The following is an 18,468-nucleotide window of genomic DNA, read 5'->3' as shown; positions in this document are numbered from 1 at the left end:
GCGCCGAACGGTCACCCGACCGCGACAAGCGGCTCCGCCACCCGTGCGTGCTCGAGGAGTGCAGAGACTCGTCAAGCACTCACGGGGAGCGGAGCTCCCTCTCCCGGTCGGAGCCGACGCCGAGCCGTTCGGGGGAGTGCATCCGCGTGAAGATGCGGCCGAGGTCAGCGGGGATCTGCCGTTGGGTCATCTTGCTGACCAGCACCATCGTGGTGAAAGCCAGCGGCACGCTGACCGCTGCGGGATAGGCGACCATCGCGGCGGGCCAGCCGTGGGCGACGTCGTCGGGAACGCCGCCGAGCACGACGACAGCTGCGGCGGTACCGGCGACGAGTCCACCGGCCGTCATTCCGGCGCCGGCCCCGGCTGCGGTGAGTCCACGCCACCAGATGCCGAGGATCAGCAACGGGCACAGCGTCGACGCTGCGACAGCGAAGACCAGTCCGACAGTTCGGGACAGGTCGAGCGATGTCACCGCCAGCGACAGCGCGAGCGGCGCGACCCCGGCGAGGATCGCGGCGATCCGGAAGTCGCGGACCCGTCCGCGCAGCACGTCGGTGCTGAGGACCCCCGCGATGCTGACGAGCAGTCCGGACGACGTGGACAGGAACGCGGCGATCGCGCCGGCGGCGACGAGCGCAGCCAGTAGCTGACCGCCCCAGCCCGAGAACACCGAGCCGGGGAGCAGCAGCACTGCGGCGTCGGATGTGCCGGTGATCAGCAGCTGTGGCACGTACAGCCGCGCGAACACGCCGAGCAGGGTCGGGAAAAGATAGAACACCCCGAGCAGTCCGACGACGGCGAGGGACGTCAGCCGCGCCGCTCGTCCGTCGGGGTTGGTGTAGAACCGGACCAGGACGTGTGGAAGCCCGAGCGTGCCGAGGAAGGTCGCGATGATCAGCGAGTACACCTGGTACGTCGGATGCCCTCCCCCGAAACCCCATCCAGGCGTGATCCAGTCGGAGTTGTCAGCCGGTGCGCCCGCGACGACGGGCACGGGCGACCCCGCCTCGAGGATCATCGAGGTGCCTTCGCCGAGATGGTGTTCACCCGGTGCGAGCTGGACGGCCTCCGCGTTCGACACTCCGTCGATCGTCCCCGACCCCCCGACCGTGACGGGAGCCGAAACCTGCACGACGACGTCGGTGGTGATGTCGACTGTGGTCTGCTCGTCGACGGTGGGCGGTGCGGGTGCACCCAACTGGTGGGAGTCGGCGAAGAAGTACACCGACAACACCAGTGCCGGGATCGCGACAGCGGTCAGTTTCAGCCAGTACTGGAACGCCTGCACGAAGGTGATGGACCGCATGCCTCCGCCCACCACGTTGGCGATGACGATGACCCCGACGACCGCCGCTCCGACCCAGCTGGGGACACCGAGGAGGATGTTCAGGGTGAGGCCGGCCCCCTGGAACTGCGGGACGAGGTACAGCGCGCAGACGACGGCGACGACGACCATCGCGAGGGTCCGCACCCGTGCCGAGCCGAGCCGGAATTCGGCGAAGTCGGGCACCGTGTAGGCCCCGGACCTCCGCAGCGGCGCTGCGACGAACAGCAGCAGGCCCAAATAGCCGGCCGTGAACCCGATCGGGTACCACAGCGCGTCCGCACCGTACTTGGCGATGAGCCCGGCAACTCCGAGAAACGATGCTGCCGAAAGATATTCACCGGAGATGGCCGCGGCGTTCCAGCGGGGACCGACGCTGCGCGAGGCGACCAGGAAGTCGGAGGTGGTGCGGGCCAACCGCACGCCGTAGATCCCGATGGCCACGGTGGCGACGGCTGCCGCGGCCAGACCGGCCAATGTGAGCCAGGGAATCGGTTGGTCGGCGGTCACGGCGTGCTCAGTCGTCTACCAGGTCGGTGAATTCCTGCTCGTTGCGTTCGGCCTGCCTGATGTAGACCCACCCGGTGGTGAGGAGTACCGGATACACCAGGGCGCCGAGCACCACCCAGGGCAGGCGAATTCCCAGCACGGACGCCTCCGACACCGCGGGGAACGACAACAAGACAACCGGCACCGCACACAGCACACCTGCCGCGAGGACGGCAAGCCGGACCGCGAGCCACAGCTGGGCTCGGACGAGCCCGCGAATCATGGCGTCCCCGACCGCGGTCTGCTCCTGAACCTCGACACGGGTACGGACGATGCGGGCACCTCGGCGCTGCGCCAGCACCACCCGGACGCGTTCGGGCGAGCTCATCGCGCGGTCCACGACTGCTTCGGCGCGCGGACCAGACGATCCTTGAGCATTCGCGTGTGCCGTCGACTGACCGGCAATTCGACGGGCGGGAGGTCGCCGTGCTGGCGTAGACAGACGACGAGGCCGTTGCCGACGGTGCGAATTCCCGTCACCAACGGCAGCGACACCAGGTAGGAACGGTGCACGCGGAGGAAACCGGCATCGGCCCAGCGCGTCTCCAGCGCGGAGATCGGAATGCGCACGAGATGTGAACGATCGGCGGTATGCAGTCGTGCGTAGTCGCCGTCGGCCTCCACCCACTCGACCGACGACCGGTGGACCAGAGTGGTGACACCGCCGAGTTCGACGGGAATCACCTCGTCCGACACCGCAGCGGTCGCGGCCTGTGGTTCATGCCGCCGGCGGCCCTCGACGATCCGCCGCACCGACTCGGCCAGACGTTCCTCGCGCAACGGTTTGAGCAAGTAGTCGACGGCACCGAGGTCGAAAGCGTCGACAGCGCGGTCGTCGTGTGCGGTGACGAACACGACCGGCGGCGGCGACGCGAAGTTCGACAGGATTCCAGCCAGTTCGAGACCGTCGAGGCCCGGCATGTTGATGTCGAGGAACACGGCGTCGATCTCACCGTCCCGCAGGATGCGCAGCGCCGTCGTGGCCTCACCTGCGGTGCGGATCTCCCCGACCGCGTCCTGGGCGCGCAGCAGGAACGCCAGCTCGTCGAGGGCGGGTTTTTCGTCATCGACGGCCAGCACGGTGAGCGGCGCGTCGGTACCGGACGCTCGGAGGGCCATGTCGTCAGTGTCGTTCACAACGGAAGCAATTTTCGCACGGACCCCACCGGTTCACGGGCGAATCCCCTGCCGAAACTTGGGAACGCGCATGCTCACCTTGGTGCCAGCTCCCGGCGCGGTCTCCACCACCAGCCCGTAGTCGTTGCCGAATGCGGCGCGCAGCCGGTCGTCGACGTTGGCGAGCCCGACGTGTGCCGTCTCCTTCATCCCGGACGACTCGGCGACGGCGTCGAGCGACCCCGACCGCAGCAGTTCGGGGTCCATCCCGATCCCGTCGTCCTCGACGCTGATCACGCAGTCCGTACCCTCGTCGGCGGCGACGATGCTGACGGTTCCGCCCTCGGGTTTGCCGGAAATTCCGTGGCGCACCGCGTTCTCCACGAGCGGTTGGAGCGCGAGGAAGGGCAGCACCACGTTCAGGACCTCGGGGGCCACCTGCAGTTTCACGTTCAGCGCGTCACCGAATCGGGCGCGCTCGAGGGTGAGGTACCGGTCGATGTTGCGCAGTTCGTCCGCCAGTAGCGTGTACTCCCCCGCCGACCGGAACGAATACCTCGTGAAATCGGCGAACTCGAGGATCAGTTCCCTCGCCCGGTCCGGATCGGTGCGCACGAACGACGCGACCGTGTTCAACGCGTTGTAGATGAAGTGCGGGCTGATCTGCGCGCGCAGGGCACGCACCTCGGCGCGGTCGAGGCTGGCCCGGGACGCATCGAGGTCGGCGAGCTCGATCTGACTGCACGCATACCGGGCCACCTCCGTGACGGCGCCCAGCATGCCTGGACCCGGGTCTTGGGTAGTGACGACACCGAGTACTCCAACCACGCCGGTGGCCTCGATGAGCAGCGGCTGCGCGATGAGCGCCCGCACCCCGTGGTCACCGGCGCTGCGGACCAGTCCCCCGTAGGCGACGAGCACCCGGCGCTCACCGTCGACGGCCCGGCGCGCGGCATCGTGAAGTTGTTCCGCCACTGCCTCGTGCGGGCCGTTCCAGGCGAGGAGCTGCCCGGCGGCATCGAAGATCGCGAGGGCCGGGGCGCCGGTGAGTCGGCGCAAATGGGGTGCCGCCTCCTCCGCCGAGGTCTCGTCGAGTCCCCGCCGCAACGATCCGGCCGCCAGCGACGCCGTGTGCAGGGTGGTATGGACTGCTCGTTCGGTGGGTGTGGTCAGCTCTTGTCTCGCCCGCAACCAGTGGAACAGACCACGACCGCTCATTCTCCGGCGTCCAGTCGAGCGATCAGAGTTTTCGGAGCCACAGTGCGGTATGCCTCCTCGACGATGTCCGCGATGTCCCGCCAATCCTGCGGCACGTCGAGGTACACACCCACCCATCCTCGACCGCCGACGTAGGGCGGCACGAAGAATCGTTCCTCGTTGCGCCGAACCCAATCCTGCTGCGCGCCAGCGGGAGCGGCGGCCCAGAATGACATGCGGTCGTCGTGGTGATGGTCTGCGAGGGTCGCGAACTGGGGTGACCGGCGGACGAACCACGCCGGTTCCCCGTGACTGACGCGTTCGGTGGCTTCAGGCAATGCCAGGCACAGCGCTCGCAGCCGCTCGATCAGAGACTCGCTCACGGCGTCCCGCCTTCGCCACAGGTATTCGGCGCCGGTACACCGGCGAAGCGGTCGGCGATCCACTGCACCGCACCGGGCACGGCCCGTCCGTCGGCGTGTCCCTCGCCCGGTCGGGATTCGAACTCGATCACATCACCCTGTTCGCACGCTTTGTCGACGGCTTCCGAAGTCCATTGCGGCAGAATGAGATTGTCACGTTCGCCGACCACAACGAGCATCGGTCCCTCGGCACGCTCGCGAGGCAGCGCGGTGTCCTCGAGCCAGCCGTTCATCCGTTCGGCGGCGGCTGCGGTGCGCGGTCCCGTGTCGGCCGGGGTGAGCTGGGTTGCCACGGTCCACTTCTCGGACAACCTCGCCGTGACGCACGACAGCGTGACCTCGGGGTTGTCGGCGAGCACGCCGCGCATGTAGTCGGCCGGATCGAGTTCCGGATGCAGCACCGAAAGGCCCTCCAGGAGATACGGCAGGAACATTTTCTGCGGCAACGACAACGGGGCAGCGGTGCCGTCGTCCATGATGGCCGACAGATCAGCCGCGGGCGACAGGTTCGCCGACCCGAAAAACTCGAGCCCGTCCCCGTAGTCGTCCGCATGTTCGGCTGCCGCCCACGACGCCTGACCACCCTGCGAGATCCCCACCGCAGCCCAGCGCGTCGACGCAGTGGGCACCACGTTGCGAGCTGCTCGGACAGCGTCGATGAGGTTGTAGGCCGCGGTGACGGGTTCGAGGTAGGGGTGCGGGCCGTCGGTGCCGAGGCCTTGATAGTCACTGACAGTCACCACATACCCCGCCTGCAGAAGCGGCGCGACGAGTCCGGTCGTGCCCGACAGCGTCGGTGACGCCGAGGGTGCACAGTCGTCGGTGACTCCAGTGGTGCCGTGCCCCACCGTGACTACCGGCCAACCGCCCTCGGGAGCGGGTCCTGCCGGTGTGAACACGGTGCCCACCACTTCGGTGCCGGCTCCGTCGACACCGGACGTCGACCGGTAGAGCACACGAGTGGCCGTCGCCCCCAGATTCGTGATCGCCTCGTCGATGGCGGCCACCGGATTCTGCGAGGTCAGCGCGCCGCGCTCGGTTCCCGTGGGAGCAGGCGGGAATTGCGGGCTGGAGGTCGCTGCGGGAGGAGGGGACGGGGCGGACGCGTCCGCCCCGCACGCAGTCAGCGCCACGACACCGGTAAGGGCGAGTAGAACGGACCATCCCGGACGCCGTCTCGACGGACCTGTCATCGCGCACCCCATTCTCGACGCCTTCGGACCCGCTCTTCCGCTGCAGCCTCTTCCACGTCGAGGCTTTCCAATACGGTACGCATCACCTCGTCATCGAGGGTGCCTGTATCGCGGGCATCGATCAGCGCCTGCCGCTGCGCCCGCAGCGCTGCCCGCCGGATGTCGTCGAAGACCACGCCGGCCCGCGCCTTCGCACCGGGCTCTTCCGCCTCTTCGGCTTGCGACCGTGCCCGCATCGATCGGCGTACCCGTGTCAGAATGTCGGTCACTTCTGCGGGGTCGACCCCTGAGGGCGGATGCTCGGCGAATCCGTCGAGGAACCGGTCCCCCGCCTCGCGTGAGATGGTGCGCGCGTGCTTCACCTGTTCCTCTTCCCGCTGACGTTCGAGGGGGTCGGCAAGATCGAGTACTCGGATCAGCAGCGGCATCGTGGCGCCCTGGATGAGCAGGGTTCCCACCGCGACCACGAAGGCGATGGCCTGGATCACTTCGCGGCCCGGGAAAGGCGCTCCGCTCGCGAGCGTCATGGGGATACCGGCCGCGGCGGCGATCGTGACCACCCCGCGCATACCGGCCCACGACACCACGAGGCTTTCGCGCCAGCCCAGTTCCACGGTGTTGCCCGGCGTCCGCACCACCAGACCGACGCGGCGGCGAAGCCGGTGCAGCAATATCCACGCCGGTCGCACCGCCATCACGACGAAGAGGACTGCGAAGCCGTAGAAGAAGATGTGGTGCACCGGCAACCCGTTGTCGCGGACGTCGCCGATCACGAACTTGAGCTGCAAGCCCATGTAGGCGAATACGAACATCTCGAGTACGAGGTCCACGCTCTCCCACAGGGACCGCTCCTGGATGCGGGTGGACACCGACGCGTCGGTTGCCTTGTGGCCCATCAGAAATCCAGCCGTGACCACCGCGAGGACGCCGGAGGCGTGCAGTTGCCCGGCGGCGAGGTACGCCGCGAAGGGAAGCATCAGCCCCAGCACCGTTTCCAGCGGCGAGTCGTACATGCGTCGGCGGACCCACTCCACGATCTTCGCGAGGACCAGCCCGACCACCACTCCACCGACCACCTCGTAGACGAAGAACAGCACCGGGTGAACCGGAACATCCGTCCCGACCACGGCCGAGACGGCCACGGCGAACAGTGTCAGGGCGGTGGCATCGTTCACCAGGCCCTCACCGGTGAGTATGGCGATCACCCGATTCGGCAACCCGAGCCTGCGGCCGACAGCGACAGCGCTGACCGCGTCCGTCGGCGCGACCACGGCTCCGAGCACCAGGGCTGCTCCCAGCGTCAGCTCCGGCGACAACCACGAGGCGAAGAAGGCGACGGCAAAAGCCGTGGCCAGCACTGTGAAGATGCCGAGCCGGAGGATGGGCCCGAGGTGACGGCGGAAGGTGGCCACCGAAAACTTGAGGGCCGCCGAATACAGGAGCGGCGGCAGCACAACTCCGAGGATGGCTTCCGGGTCGAGCTCGAGGCGCGGTAGGCCAGGGATGAAGGAGGCGATCGCGCCGATCGTCACCAGAACCAGTGGTGGCTGCAGATCCCGGCGCTTGGCGAGACTCGTCACAGCGATGGCCGCGATGATGACGAGGAGCACGAGGACGCCGTTCACACTTCGATTGTGCCGTGCCCGCCCCGAGATCGCGGCTCATGACCGCAGACGCGTGTGGGCCCCGGCTCGAGAACCGGGGCCCACACGAACTAGACGGGAAGGATGGTCATTCCTTGGGAGGAACGGCCTTCTTCGCGGCGTCGGCAGCCTTGTCGATCTTGTCGCTGTACTTGCGGCCGGTCTTGCTGTCCGCGATGTCGGCGGCCTTGTCGATGGCGCCGTGAACCTTGTCCGCGTTCTGTGATGCCGCGGCCTTTCCCTTGCCCAGCAGGCCCTTCAGTGTGTCGGCAAAACTCATCGTTCTTCCTCCTCCGGTGCTTGCGCACCTAGCCTCTGCGCGAGATCGAACACTCGCAGCGCAACCAGTCTCACAGCATCGAGCCGCCGACGCCAACGGTCCCGGTATCAGGCCCGGTGCTCGGGCACTCTCGCTGGTCCTCGAGCCGCCGCCCTCACTGGCGGCCCGGCAGATCTTCCGGTGGTGCGAAGAGTCGTCGATGCTCTCCGTGCAAGCGCCCCGTCACCCACCACGCCACCTCGACGAGAACCACGCCGACGAGACCGCACGCGAGCGCCGACGTCGTGGCAGCCACATTGGTGGGGTCGAGCTCGAAGAACGTCCGCGTGAACGGGAGTGCGAACAGGACGAGGTATGCCGCGACCGACCCGAAGATCAGTACCAGTTTCCACCACACGTACGGGCGGGCGACGACCGCGAGCACCCACAACGCGATCATGATGAGGGTGATCAGTGCCGATGTGCCCGCCTGCACCTTCTGTGTCTGGGTCTGCTCGGGCCCGGCATAGACCAGGAGATACGAAATGAACGTCGTGACGCCGATGATCACGCCCGACGGCACCGCCAGCCGCATGACCCGCGGCACGAAGCCGGAGCGGGCACGTTCGTTGTTGGGTGCGAGCGAGAGGATGAACGCGGGAATGCCGATGGTGAACCACGCGGCTATGGTCACGTGCCTCGGCAGAAAGGGGTACGGCACCGGTTCGAAATCGAATACTTGCGACAGCGCGCCCGTCAGGCCGATCAGGAACGCCAGTAGCACCGAGTAAACGGTCTTGGTGAGGAAGAGATTGGAGACGCGTTCGATGTTGCCGATCACCCGGCGGCCCTCACCGACCACGTACGGCAACGTGGCGAACTTGTTGTCCAGCAGCACGATCTGCGCCACAGCCCGTGTCGCGGGGCTTCCCGATCCCATCGATACCCCGATGTCGGCGTCCTTGAGCGCGAGAACGTCGTTGACCCCGTCACCCGTCATCGCGACCGTGTGGCCGCGAGATTGCAACGCTGCCACCATTTCCCGCTTCTGATCCGGCCGTACCCGGCCGAAGGTGGTGGAATCCTCGAGTGTGTCGGCGAGGCTCTCGGGGTCCGACGGGAGGGTGCGTGCATCCACGGGTCGCTCACCACCGGGGAGGCCGAGCGACCCGGCCACGGCCCCGACCGACACGGCGTTGTCCCCGGAAATCACCTTCACCGTGACGTTCTGGCTCGCGAAGTACTCGAGGGTGCCGCGCGCATCGGGTCGCACCCGCTGCTCCAGGATCACCAGAGCGCGAGGCGTGACGACACCCGGCGCCGCCGGATGGTCGACCGGAACGTCGCAGCTGCCGAGCAGCAGCACCCGCAGCCCCGACGCACCCGCATCCTCCGCCTGCCGAGCCATGACGCTGCCCGGGTCCAGGAGAACGTCCGGTGCGCCGAGCACCCAGTTCCCATGGGAGCCGTAAGACTGTCCGCTCCACTTCTTCGCCGACGAGAACGGTGCCTGCGCTGTCGCTTCACCCCAGCCGGGGTTGTCCGGGAACGCCTCTCTGATCGCCAGGACACTCGCATTGGGGCGTGGGTCGTCTGCCGCCATGGCGGCGAGTGCAACACCTGCCGGCCCGGCGTCTTCGGGTTCGGCGCAACGCAGTTCGGACAGGCGCATCCCGTTCTCGGTGAGTGTGCCGGTCTTGTCGGCGCAGACCACGTCTACCCGGGCGAGCCCTTCGATGGCGGGCAACTCCTGTACGAGACACTGGCGCTGTCCGAGCCGTACGACGCCGACCGCGAACGCGATCGACGTCATCAGGACCAGTCCTTCAGGGACCATCGGCACCAGTGCCGCCACCATGCCGTTCAACGCCGGTCGCAGCGACTGGCCGCTCGAGAACAACTGGTTGTAGATGATGAGCAACCCGGCCGGAATCATCAGGTAGGTGATGAACTTCAGGATCTTGTCGATCCCGCTGCGCAACTCGGAGTGCACGAGCGTGAACTTGCTTGCCTCCTCCGCTAGTTTCGCGGCGTAGGCGTCACTGCCCACCTTCGTCGCGCGGTAGCAGCCGCTGCCGGCAGCGACGAAACTCCCCGACAGAACCGGATCACCGACCGATTTGTGCACGGGGTCGGCCTCACCGGTGAGCAGCGATTCGTCGATGTCGAGCGCGCTCGCCTCCACCACGACACCGTCGACGACGATCTGGTCGCCCGACCCCAGTTCGATGAGGTCGTCGAGCACCACCTCGCGGGGTGCCATCGCCACGGCTGTCCCGTCCCGGCGCACCACAGGTTTGGTCTGGCTGACGATCGCGAGTTTGTCCAGAGTCCGCTTGGCGCGCACTTCCTGGATGATGCCGATGCCACTGTTCGCAATGATGAGCAGGCCGAACATCCCGTCGATGATCGAACCCGTCGCCAGGACGATGCCGAGCAGAATGCCGAGGATCGCGTTGATCCGCGTGAAGACGTTGGCGCGCACGATGTCGCGAATCGACCGGCTGGCGCGGTCCGGCACGTCGTTGGTCTTGCCCGCGGCCACCCGCTCCGCAACCTGGTCGGCGGTCAAGCCGTCCGCAGCGAGAACTGCAATGCCGTCCGTACCGGTCTCGTCGTACGCCATGATCCAAAGGCTACGCAACGAGGCGACGACGGGCGGTCACCCCGCCGATCGACCCGATCCAGGACAGCTTCCCGAACGAGATGAAGTGAGCACCCGGCACCCGGTCCGACAGATCAGCCGAGGGTGATCCACCACGGCGTCTGCGGAGTCGGCTTGGCCACGTCGATGCGCTGGCCCGGCATGGGCACGGCGACCGTCGTGCCGCTGGCCTTCGCGGCCTCGACGAGCCGGACGATCGGTTCGGACCACGCGTGAAAGGCGAGATTGAACGTTGCCCAGTGCACGGGAACCAGCAGCCCCCGGGTGGCGTCACCCTGTTCGAGGTCGGTGTGTGTCTGCACCGCCTCTTCCGGGTTCATGTGGATGTCGGCCCAACGCGGGTCGTAGGCGCCGACCGGCAACAGCGTCAGATCGAACGGCCCGTAGCGGCGACCGAGGTCCGCGAACCTCGGGGTGTACCCGCTGTCACCACCGAAGAACACCTTGCGCTCGGGGCCGGCGAGAACCCACGACGCCCACTGCGTGGTGTTGCGGACGAGCCCGCGACCGGAGAAGTGCCGTGCTTCGGTGCATGTCAGCGTGAGCGCACCCACCGTGGTCGCCTCGTCCCAGTCGAGTTCGACGATCCGCTCCTCCGGCACCCGCCACCGGCGCAGGTGCGCGCCGAGCCCGACCGGGACGACGAACGGCGCCTTTTGGCTGGAGGTGAGTTCCCGCACCGTCGCCATGTCGAGGTGGTCGTAGTGATCGTGCGAGATGACGATGGCGTCCACCGCAGGCAGGTCTAACAGTGGCACGGGTGTGGGATGCATACGCGACGGACCGAGGAACGTCGACGGCGACACCCGGCGACTCCACACCGGATCGGCCAGCACCCGGTAGCCGTCGACCTCGACGAGCACGCTCGAATGGCCGTACCAGGTGACCGCGACGTCGGCTGCCTCGACCGGTGCGAGAGGCGTGGCCAAGGGAATCGGCCTGCGCGGTCGGCCCGCCGCACCCCGGGTGATGAGCGCCTTCAAAATTCCGGTCTCCGATCCGGGCAGCATCGTGCTGCCCGGATCGGAGTTGTGGAACTGCTTGCCCCGGTATCTCGGCGACACCGCGGCGTAGGGACGCACCTTGGCGCGGGATGCCCCGATCTGCGCGGGCAGTCCCCACGCAGCCCTCGTCAGCCACCCGAGTGTGGCAGTTGCCAGGACAGTGGTCACAGCGCGTTTCGCGTTCATCCCGACAACTGTAACCACGAGTGCGCGGTAGGTGCCGGGGCCGACTATCGGCCCCGGAACACCGGGGGCCGCTTCTCCGCGCGTGCCATCCGTGCTTCGTGGGCGTCGTAGCTCTTCCACGCGGCATGGAGTGCGGCGAGCTGCTCGGGCGGCGGCGGGCTCTGCGTGCCGTCGTCGTTGAGAACCATCTTGAGGTGCTGCAACGACAGCGGGGCAAGCCGGGCGATGGAGTGCGCCCAGCGCTGTGCGACCGCGAGGTCGCCACGCTTGTTGGCGAGACCGTGGGCGAGGGCCTCGTCGGCACCGACCTCCTCGGCCCCGAGAAGGATGGTGCGGGCCGGGCCGCCGCCGATCAGCGACGCCAGCCGGTGCACGGTCCACCGGTCGACGGAGATACCGAGCTTGGCAGCCGGGATGGCGAAACGCGCTTCGGGGGCCACCACCCGCAGGTCGGCGGCGAGGGCCAGTTGGCTTCCTGCGCCGATGGCGGGACCGTTGATCGCGGCGATCACCGGGACGGGGACCGAGTCGATGGTGTGCAGCATCTCGAGCAGCGTGTCGGTGAACCCGTCGGCGTACACGTCGCCCGACAGATCGGCTCCCGCGCAGAACGCGGTGCCCTGTCCGGTGAGCACGATCACTCGTCCGCCGTCGGTCACGGACTTCTCCATCTCCTCGCGCAGGCGCTCGCAAATCTCGGTGTTCAGGGCGTTCCGGCGGTCGGGGCGTTGTAATTCGAGGGTGAAGACGTCGCCGTCACGACTCGTCCCGATCATGTCCACTCGCTTTCCTCGTGCTTGCTGTCCATTGCGTTGCTGACGTGCCCACCCGACTGGACCGCTGCCAGCCAACCACACGCCGGGACGGCCGGAACACAGGAGCCAGTCGGATAGTTGTCTAGGTGGAGGTAAGGACGAACATGAGTAGCGACATCGACGTGGTGGTGATCGGGGCCGGTCAGGCAGGGTTGTCCGTCGCCTACTACCTGCGCAAGTTCGGGGTGGAGCCCGAGACCGGGTTCGTAGTTCTCGACCATGCGGCCGGGCCCGGGGGCGCCTGGCAGTACCGCTGGCCGTCACTGACCCTGAGCACGGTCAACGGAGTGCACGATCTTCCCGGCCTCACTTTCGCCGATGCGGTGGGTGTCGAGGTCGCCGATGCGGCGGCGGCCCAGGTTCAGGCGTCGACCGCCGTTCCTCAGTACTTCGCGACGTACGAGAAGCAGTTCGAATTGCCGGTGCACCGGCCCGTGCACACGCGTGTGGTGTGTGCCCGAGGCCAACGGTTGCGGATCGAGACCGACACCGGCACTTTCACGGCACGCGGACTCGTCAATGCCACGGGCACCTGGGAGCGCCCGTTCATTCCGCGCTATCCGGGCGCCGAGTTGTTCGGCGGACAGCAGGTGCACACCAAGGACTACTCGTCGGCGCAGCAGTTCGCGGGACGCCACGTGCTGGTTGTCGGCGGCGGCATCTCGGCGGTGCAATTGCTGGACGAGATCTCCCGGGTCACCACCACCACGTGGGTCACCCGCCGCCTGCCCGAGTTCCGGGACGAGCCGTTCACACCCGAGATCGGTCGTGCCGCGGTCGCCCTCGTCGAGGATCGGGTCCGCCGCGGTCTCCCGCCGGGATCGGTGGTGTCCGTGACCGGTCTGCCGGTGACTCCCGCTATTCGCGCCGCCCGCGAACGCGGGGTGCTGGAGCGGTTGCCGATGTTCAGCGAGATCACGGCCACCGGTGTCCGTTGGGCAGATGGGCGCGAGCAGGACGCCGACGTGATCCTGTGGTGCACGGGCTTTCGGAGTTCGCTCGACCATCTGGCCCCGCTGCGACTCCGCGGACCGGGCGGCGGCATCGAGATGACCGGACGGCTGGCCACCCAGGTAGCGGCCGATCCGCGGATCCACCTGGTCGGTTACGGGCCGTCGTCGTCGACCATCGGCGCCAATCGTGCGGGGCAAGCCGCCGCGCGCGAACTCACCCGGTACCTGGAGTCGGCTACCTGAACAATCCCGCTACCTGAACAATTCCGCCACGAACACGGCCTGCTCCGGTCCCGCCTGGTACATGCTGCCGAAATGACCGCCCGAGTACGTGCGGTAGTCCAGCCGGGTCCCCGCGCGCCGCATGTCTGCGGCCAGTTTGTCCGTCAGGGGAAACGGTACCGATGCGTCCGTGACGCCCTGGACGATCAGCAGCGGGCGGTCGTACCCGACGACAGGAACTTCGAGATATTCACGCAGGGCCGACTGCAGGTCGGGTACGTCCAGTCCGCGGGAAAGCATCTGCGCCACCGAGACGTTGCGCGTCAGATTCGCGAACTCGCGCAGCGGCAACTCCGGCGCCGCATCGACCAATCGCCTGCCGGATTCCGTGAGGTAACTGTCGAGGTCGAGTTCCGGGTAGGCGTCGCGGAACCCGGCGATCAGATACGACATGTACACCGTCAGGCCCGCGAGCCCCTGCGGTGGAAACCAGGGACCGCTCCACGGAGCCACCATCTCGATGTTCGAGGGCACACCGCCCGCGACGGCGCCGCGATAGTCGAGTTCGGGCGCGTAGGTGGTGGCGGCATGGGCGGCGAAAACCGACGCCTGTCCGCCCTGTGACAGTCCCACCGTGACCCACGACGAGGACAGCCTGTCGTCGACTTTCCTCGCCGCCCGGACCGAGTCCACGACGCTGCGTCCGGCGACCTTGCCGTCGAGGTACGGCGGTATCCCCGGCGTGCCCAGCCCCACGTAGTCCGTCGCGGCGACGGCGTAGCCCAGTCGCAACCAGCTGCTGACGTAGTCTCGCGACTCCTTGTCGACGCCCGTCACGGACGGAGCGTCGTAGTCGGAGTTGCCGACCGTGCCGTGAGCCCAGGCAATTACGGGCCAGCCCTCGTCGGGTGGGAGGCCCGGTGGCACGAACACCATTCCCGTGCACTCGGTGATCCCGTGCCGGTCGGTCGTGAGGTAGGTCATGCGGTAGCCGGCGCCGGCGCCGGGGAGTCGGAGTTCCGCCGGGAGCTCGGAGGATGCGATCACCGTCCCGGCGCGGTAATCGGCGCGCACAGGAACCGCACCGACAGTGGGCGCCCACAGCACGCTGACCAGTGCGAGTAACGCCACAATGCGCCACGAACACCGCACCTCTCCACGGTAGCCCGCGCAGGGGTGGCAGTACTGTGAATCGTCCGCCTCCGGGGTAGGGCGGTCTCACCGGACGGGGAGAGCGGAAACATGAGTGACGAGAGCCCGATACTCATACCGGGCGACACGTGCTGGCAGGTCACGCACGCCGATCGGCTGGCGTGCATCGTCGACGCCGCCGACTACTTCCGCCACGCGAAGTCGGCGATGCTGCAGGCCCGGCGTCGCATCATCCTGATCGGCTGGGATTTCGACACCCGGATCAAGTTCGAGCCGCACCAGAAGACGCTCGACGGCCCCAATCGGCTGGGCGGATTTCTCGTCTGGCTGACCCGGGAGCGCCCGGAGCTGGAGATCTACCTGTTGAAGTGGAACATCGGGGCCTTCGCTGCGATCGGCCGCGGTATGACCCCTGTCTTCATGGTGAACTGGGTGACGGACCGGCGGTTGCATTTCGAGATCGACGGGGCGCACCCGGTGGGGTCCGCTCATCACCAGAAGATCGTGGTGATCGACGACACGTTGGCGTTCTGCGGCGGAATCGACATGACCGTCGACCGCTGGGACACCTCCGATCACCGGGACGACAACCACTACCGCACCCAGCCGAACGGCAATCGTTACGGACCGTGGCACGACGCGACCACCGCGGTGGACGGTGACGCGGCCAAGGCTGTCAGCGAACTGGCCCGCGCCCGATGGAAGACTGCCACCGGCAAGGATCTTGCGGCGATCGACGACACCGCGCAGACGGCACCCTGGCCGGACGGGCTGGAGCCGACGATGCGCTCGGTCGACGTGGGCATAGCCCGCACACTGCCCGAACTCGCCGAGCGTGCCGAGGTCCGCGAGATCGAGGCTCTTTATCTGGCGGCCATCGCGGGCGCCTCACAGTCGCTGTACATCGAAAGCCAGTATCTGGCGTCCCGCACCATCGCCGAGGCGATCGCCGCGCGACTGCGTGAACCGGACGGACCGGAGATCATCCTGGTGCTGCCCCGCAACGCCGACGGGTGGCTCGAGCGGCTGGCCATGGACGGGGCTCGCCGGCGGTTGCTGCATCTGCTGTGGGACGCCGACGTCGGTGGCCGGCTCGGTGTGTACTACCCCGTCACCGCGGGCGGGAATCCGATCTACGTGCACGCCAAGATATTGGTGATGGACGACCGCCTTCTGCGCGTCGGCTCGTCCAATCTCAACAACCGCTCGATGGGCTTCGATTCGGAGTGCGACCTGGCGGTCGAGGTGACAGCGGACACGTCCAACGGCGACCGGCTCCGCGACACCATCGTCGGAATACGGCGTCAGTTGATCTGCGAGCACCTCGACGTCGCGCCGGACACCTTCGACGACCTTCTCACCGAGAAGGGCTCGTTACTGGCCACCGTCGAGGCACTGCGCGGCAATGGCCGGACGCTGAGGCCGTTCGAACCGGACACCGTCGAGGGTGAAGACAGTCCCCTCGCCGAGAGCGAACTGATGGATCCCGAACGCACGCCGCCGCGGTTCTGGGAGCGTCCCGAGTGGACTCGTATGCGGCGCAGGGTGATCCGTCGTCGGAAAGCGGGCTCGAACGCGAAAGTATGATGGACGGACGGGGCAATGCCGAGGAGGCCGTGATGACGGACAGCCCACGAACGATCGCCCAACGCGACACGATACTCCCCGCCGGTGCGGACCAGGAGCGCTTCGCCGGGTACGGGGTGATGGGCCTGCCGTTCGCCAGCGGGCACTACCTTGCGTTCCGGCACTTCCCGGCAAGTTCACTCGGGGAAGGGTACGACTCGGTCTGGCATCGCGACCCCGCCGGGAACTGGGTGATCTACAGCAGCGTCCCACCCAGCTCCAGTTGCGCGCGCTATTTCGGTTCAGCACTCGAAGACGCTCGGGTCGAGGACATTTCAGTCCAGTGGACCGGTCCGCAGGCATTCACCGTGGAGATACGGCACAGGATCGTGTGGGAACTCGAACTCGGGCGTTCGGCCGCCACCATCGCTATGACCGGAATCGGCCGCCTGATGCCCGCATCGTGGTGGCGGAGCGACAAGGTGCTGTCGGCGATGTCGCGGGTCGCGGGCCCGGCGCTGCGCGCCGGACGGGTCGGTCTCACTGGCACGGTGTCGAACGGCCAATGGTTCCGCGCCAATCCGCGGATGCTGTGGACCGTCGACGAGAGCCGAGCCATGGTCGACGGCGTCGACATCGGTCCACCGGGGCCGCTCGAACACCAGGCGAGACTGGGAGACTTCTGGATGCCACAACGCGGCATGTTCGTGGTCGGCGAGACATTCTTCGAGCCGTACGACCCGCAACGCCACCGGCCGACAGAATGACACGTGCGCCATCGGCCGACAGAATGGCGCCATGACGGATCTGCCCGACTGGGCGCGCACCCTCGACCTCGCTCCCCACCCGGAGGGTGGGTGGTATCGGGAGACGTGGCGCAGCGACATCACCGTCCCGCGAGCGAATCTGCCAGCCGACTATGGGGGGCCGCGGTCCGCGGGCACCGCGATTCTGTTCCTTCTGTTGCCGGGACAGCGGTCGCAGTGGCACTCGGTGCGCAGCGCGGAATTGTGGTTCTACCACCGGGGCAGCCCACTTCGGCTCGACCTCGGCGGCGACGGCAACGAACCCGTCGCCCCGGCTGCCCTGATCCTCGGACACGACGTCGCCGCGGGCCACCAGCCGCAGCTACTGGTCCCGCCGCGGCACTGGCAGCGCGCCACCCCGGTGGGCGACGAACCGACTCTCGTCAGCTGTGTCGTCACACCGGGGTTCGACTTCGAGGACTTTCGATTGGTCTAGCCGGCGAACGTGTCCGGGTCGCCGCCGAGACGGCCGTCCGGGCGGGTGAGGGAGCCGATCGTGTTGATCTCCTCGGGGGTCAGTTCGAAATCGAAGATGTCGATGTTGGCGGCGATACGCTTCGGGGTCACCGACTTCGGGATCACGACGTTCCCGATCTGGATATGCCAGCGGAGAATCACCTGCGCCGGCGACTTGCCGTGCGCCTCGGCGATTGCGGCGATCGACTCGTCTTCGAGGACGGTGCCCTGTCCGAGTGGACTCCATGCTTCGGTCGCGATCCCCTTCCCGGTGTGGAAGGCACGCAGATCCGCTTGGTTGAACCGAGGGTGGAGCTCCACCTGGTTGAGCACTGGCACCTCCCCCGTCTCGGCGATCAACCGCTCGAGCGTGGCCGGAGTGAAGTTGGAGACGCCGATCGAGCGGGCCCGCCCCTCGGCCTTGATCTTCTGGAACGCCTTGAAGGTTTCGACGTAACGATCCCCTGACGGCACCGGCCAGTGGATCAGGTACAGGTCCACGTAATCGAGACCCAGCCTGCCGAGGCTCGCGTCGAATGCGCGGAGCGTGGAGTCGTAACCTTGGTCGTCGTTCCACAACTTGGTCGTGACGAACAGTTCGTCCCGAGCGATCCCGGAATCGGCCAGTGCACGGCCCACCCCGGCTTCGTTCTCGTAGATGCGGGCGGTGTCGATGCTGCGATATCCGGCCTTCAGCGCCTCGGTGACCGCGCCGTAGCTCTCGTCGTCGGGCACCTGCCAGACACCGAAGCCCAGCGCAGGAATGCTGTTCCCGTCGCTGAGCGTGACGGTAGGTACAGAACTCTGTGCATTGTTGAAACCCATAGGTAAATCCAACCGGACACCCGAAGAAGATGTTCCCCTGTCTCATGATGTGGACATTGCGTGTCGAGCGGTCCCGAGGGGGTAACCGGCTGCCAGTGGCGTGTTCAGGTGG

The 18,468-nt window shown here is 67.4% G+C and carries 17 protein-coding genes; 4 read left to right on the top strand and 13 right to left on the bottom strand.

All coding sequences use genetic code 11. The features are described 5' to 3' along the window. Positions 1-79: 79 nt before the first annotated feature. From NOF53_RS02420 to NOF53_RS02370, 11 genes are all read right to left on the bottom strand, one after another. Positions 80-1,837, bottom strand: a complete 1,758-nt coding sequence (locus NOF53_RS02420; RefSeq protein WP_255965361.1) for a sodium/solute symporter — start codon at positions 1,835-1,837, stop codon at positions 80-82. 7 nt (positions 1,838-1,844) lie between these two features. Beyond that, entirely contained in the window at positions 1,845-2,204 is a 360-nt protein-coding gene (locus NOF53_RS02415; protein ID WP_255965360.1) for a hypothetical protein, read from the bottom strand. Further along, a complete protein-coding gene (locus NOF53_RS02410; RefSeq protein ID WP_255965359.1) occupies positions 2,201-2,995 on the bottom strand; it encodes a LytR/AlgR family response regulator transcription factor in 795 nt (264 codons plus the stop codon). Before NOF53_RS02410 ends, NOF53_RS02415 begins: the two co-directional genes overlap by 4 nt. Positions 2,996-3,046: 51 nt before the next feature. Further along, positions 3,047-4,210, bottom strand: coding sequence for a sensor histidine kinase (locus NOF53_RS02405; RefSeq protein WP_255965358.1), 1,164 nt, complete (start codon positions 4,208-4,210; stop codon positions 3,047-3,049). Then, positions 4,207-4,572, bottom strand: a complete 366-nt coding sequence (locus tag NOF53_RS02400; RefSeq protein ID WP_255965357.1) for an MmcQ/YjbR family DNA-binding protein — start codon at positions 4,570-4,572, stop codon at positions 4,207-4,209. The genes NOF53_RS02405 and NOF53_RS02400 overlap by 4 nt, the downstream gene beginning before the upstream one ends. Next, the gene (locus NOF53_RS02395) at positions 4,569-5,804 is read right to left on the bottom strand and encodes a lipase family protein (RefSeq protein ID WP_255965356.1); all 1,236 of its coding nucleotides are present in this window, start codon (positions 5,802-5,804) and stop codon (positions 4,569-4,571) included. The genes NOF53_RS02400 and NOF53_RS02395 overlap by 4 nt, the downstream gene beginning before the upstream one ends. Beyond that, positions 5,801-7,429 (bottom strand): Na+/H+ antiporter, encoded by a 1,629-nt coding sequence (locus NOF53_RS02390; protein ID WP_255965355.1) that lies wholly within the window; start codon positions 7,427-7,429, stop codon positions 5,801-5,803. The genes NOF53_RS02395 and NOF53_RS02390 overlap by 4 nt, the downstream gene beginning before the upstream one ends. A 106-nt stretch (positions 7,430-7,535) precedes the next feature. Further along, positions 7,536-7,727, bottom strand: coding sequence for an antitoxin (locus tag NOF53_RS02385; RefSeq protein WP_255965354.1), 192 nt, complete (start codon positions 7,725-7,727; stop codon positions 7,536-7,538). 154 nt (positions 7,728-7,881) lie between these two features. Then, positions 7,882-10,332, bottom strand: coding sequence for an HAD-IC family P-type ATPase (locus NOF53_RS02380; RefSeq protein WP_255965353.1), 2,451 nt, complete (start codon positions 10,330-10,332; stop codon positions 7,882-7,884). Between the two features lie 113 nt (positions 10,333-10,445). Continuing rightward, positions 10,446-11,561: an MBL fold metallo-hydrolase gene (locus NOF53_RS02375; RefSeq protein WP_255965352.1), complete on the bottom strand. Its 1,116-nt coding sequence runs from the start codon at positions 11,559-11,561 to the stop codon at positions 10,446-10,448. Between the two features lie 44 nt (positions 11,562-11,605). Further along, positions 11,606-12,337, bottom strand: coding sequence for an enoyl-CoA hydratase (locus tag NOF53_RS02370; protein ID WP_255965351.1), 732 nt, complete (start codon positions 12,335-12,337; stop codon positions 11,606-11,608). Between the two features lie 143 nt (positions 12,338-12,480). Here NOF53_RS02370 and NOF53_RS02365 point away from each other — a divergent pair, with 143 nt between their 5' ends. Continuing rightward, entirely contained in the window at positions 12,481-13,572 is a 1,092-nt protein-coding gene (locus NOF53_RS02365; RefSeq protein WP_255965350.1) for an NAD(P)-binding domain-containing protein, read from the top strand. Positions 13,573-13,581: 9 nt separating this feature from the next. Here the strand turns inward: NOF53_RS02365 and NOF53_RS02360 are convergent, their stop codons facing one another. Continuing rightward, positions 13,582-14,703: a lipase family protein gene (locus tag NOF53_RS02360; protein ID WP_255965349.1), complete on the bottom strand. Its 1,122-nt coding sequence runs from the start codon at positions 14,701-14,703 to the stop codon at positions 13,582-13,584. A gap of 90 nt (positions 14,704-14,793) precedes the next feature. Here NOF53_RS02360 and NOF53_RS02355 point away from each other — a divergent pair, with 90 nt between their 5' ends. Genes NOF53_RS02355 through NOF53_RS02345 form a run of 3 tightly spaced genes read left to right on the top strand, consistent with a single transcriptional unit; the run spans position 14,794 to position 17,511 of the window. Beyond that, complete coding sequence (locus tag NOF53_RS02355; RefSeq protein ID WP_255965348.1) at positions 14,794-16,290, top strand: phospholipase D-like domain-containing protein; 1,497 nt, start codon at positions 14,794-14,796, stop codon at positions 16,288-16,290. Between the two features lie 32 nt (positions 16,291-16,322). Next, positions 16,323-17,036 carry a hypothetical protein gene (locus NOF53_RS02350; RefSeq protein ID WP_255965347.1) on the top strand — a complete coding sequence of 238 codons (714 nt, stop codon included), beginning with the start codon at positions 16,323-16,325 and terminating at the stop codon, positions 17,034-17,036. Between the two features lie 31 nt (positions 17,037-17,067). Then, positions 17,068-17,511 (top strand): cupin domain-containing protein, encoded by a 444-nt coding sequence (locus NOF53_RS02345; protein WP_255965346.1) that lies wholly within the window; start codon positions 17,068-17,070, stop codon positions 17,509-17,511. Here the strand turns inward: NOF53_RS02345 and NOF53_RS02340 are convergent. Then, entirely contained in the window at positions 17,508-18,356 is an 849-nt protein-coding gene (locus NOF53_RS02340; protein ID WP_255965345.1) for an aldo/keto reductase, read from the bottom strand. The two genes, NOF53_RS02345 and NOF53_RS02340, sit on opposite strands and share 4 nt — an antisense overlap. Between the last annotated feature and the right edge of the window lie 112 nt (positions 18,357-18,468).

Origin of the sequence: Rhodococcus tibetensis (assembly GCF_024438035.1) — a bacterium.
Lineage (GTDB): Bacteria > Actinomycetota > Actinomycetes > Mycobacteriales > Mycobacteriaceae > Rhodococcus_F > Rhodococcus_F tibetensis.
This window is presented reverse-complemented; position numbering and strand designations above follow the sequence as displayed.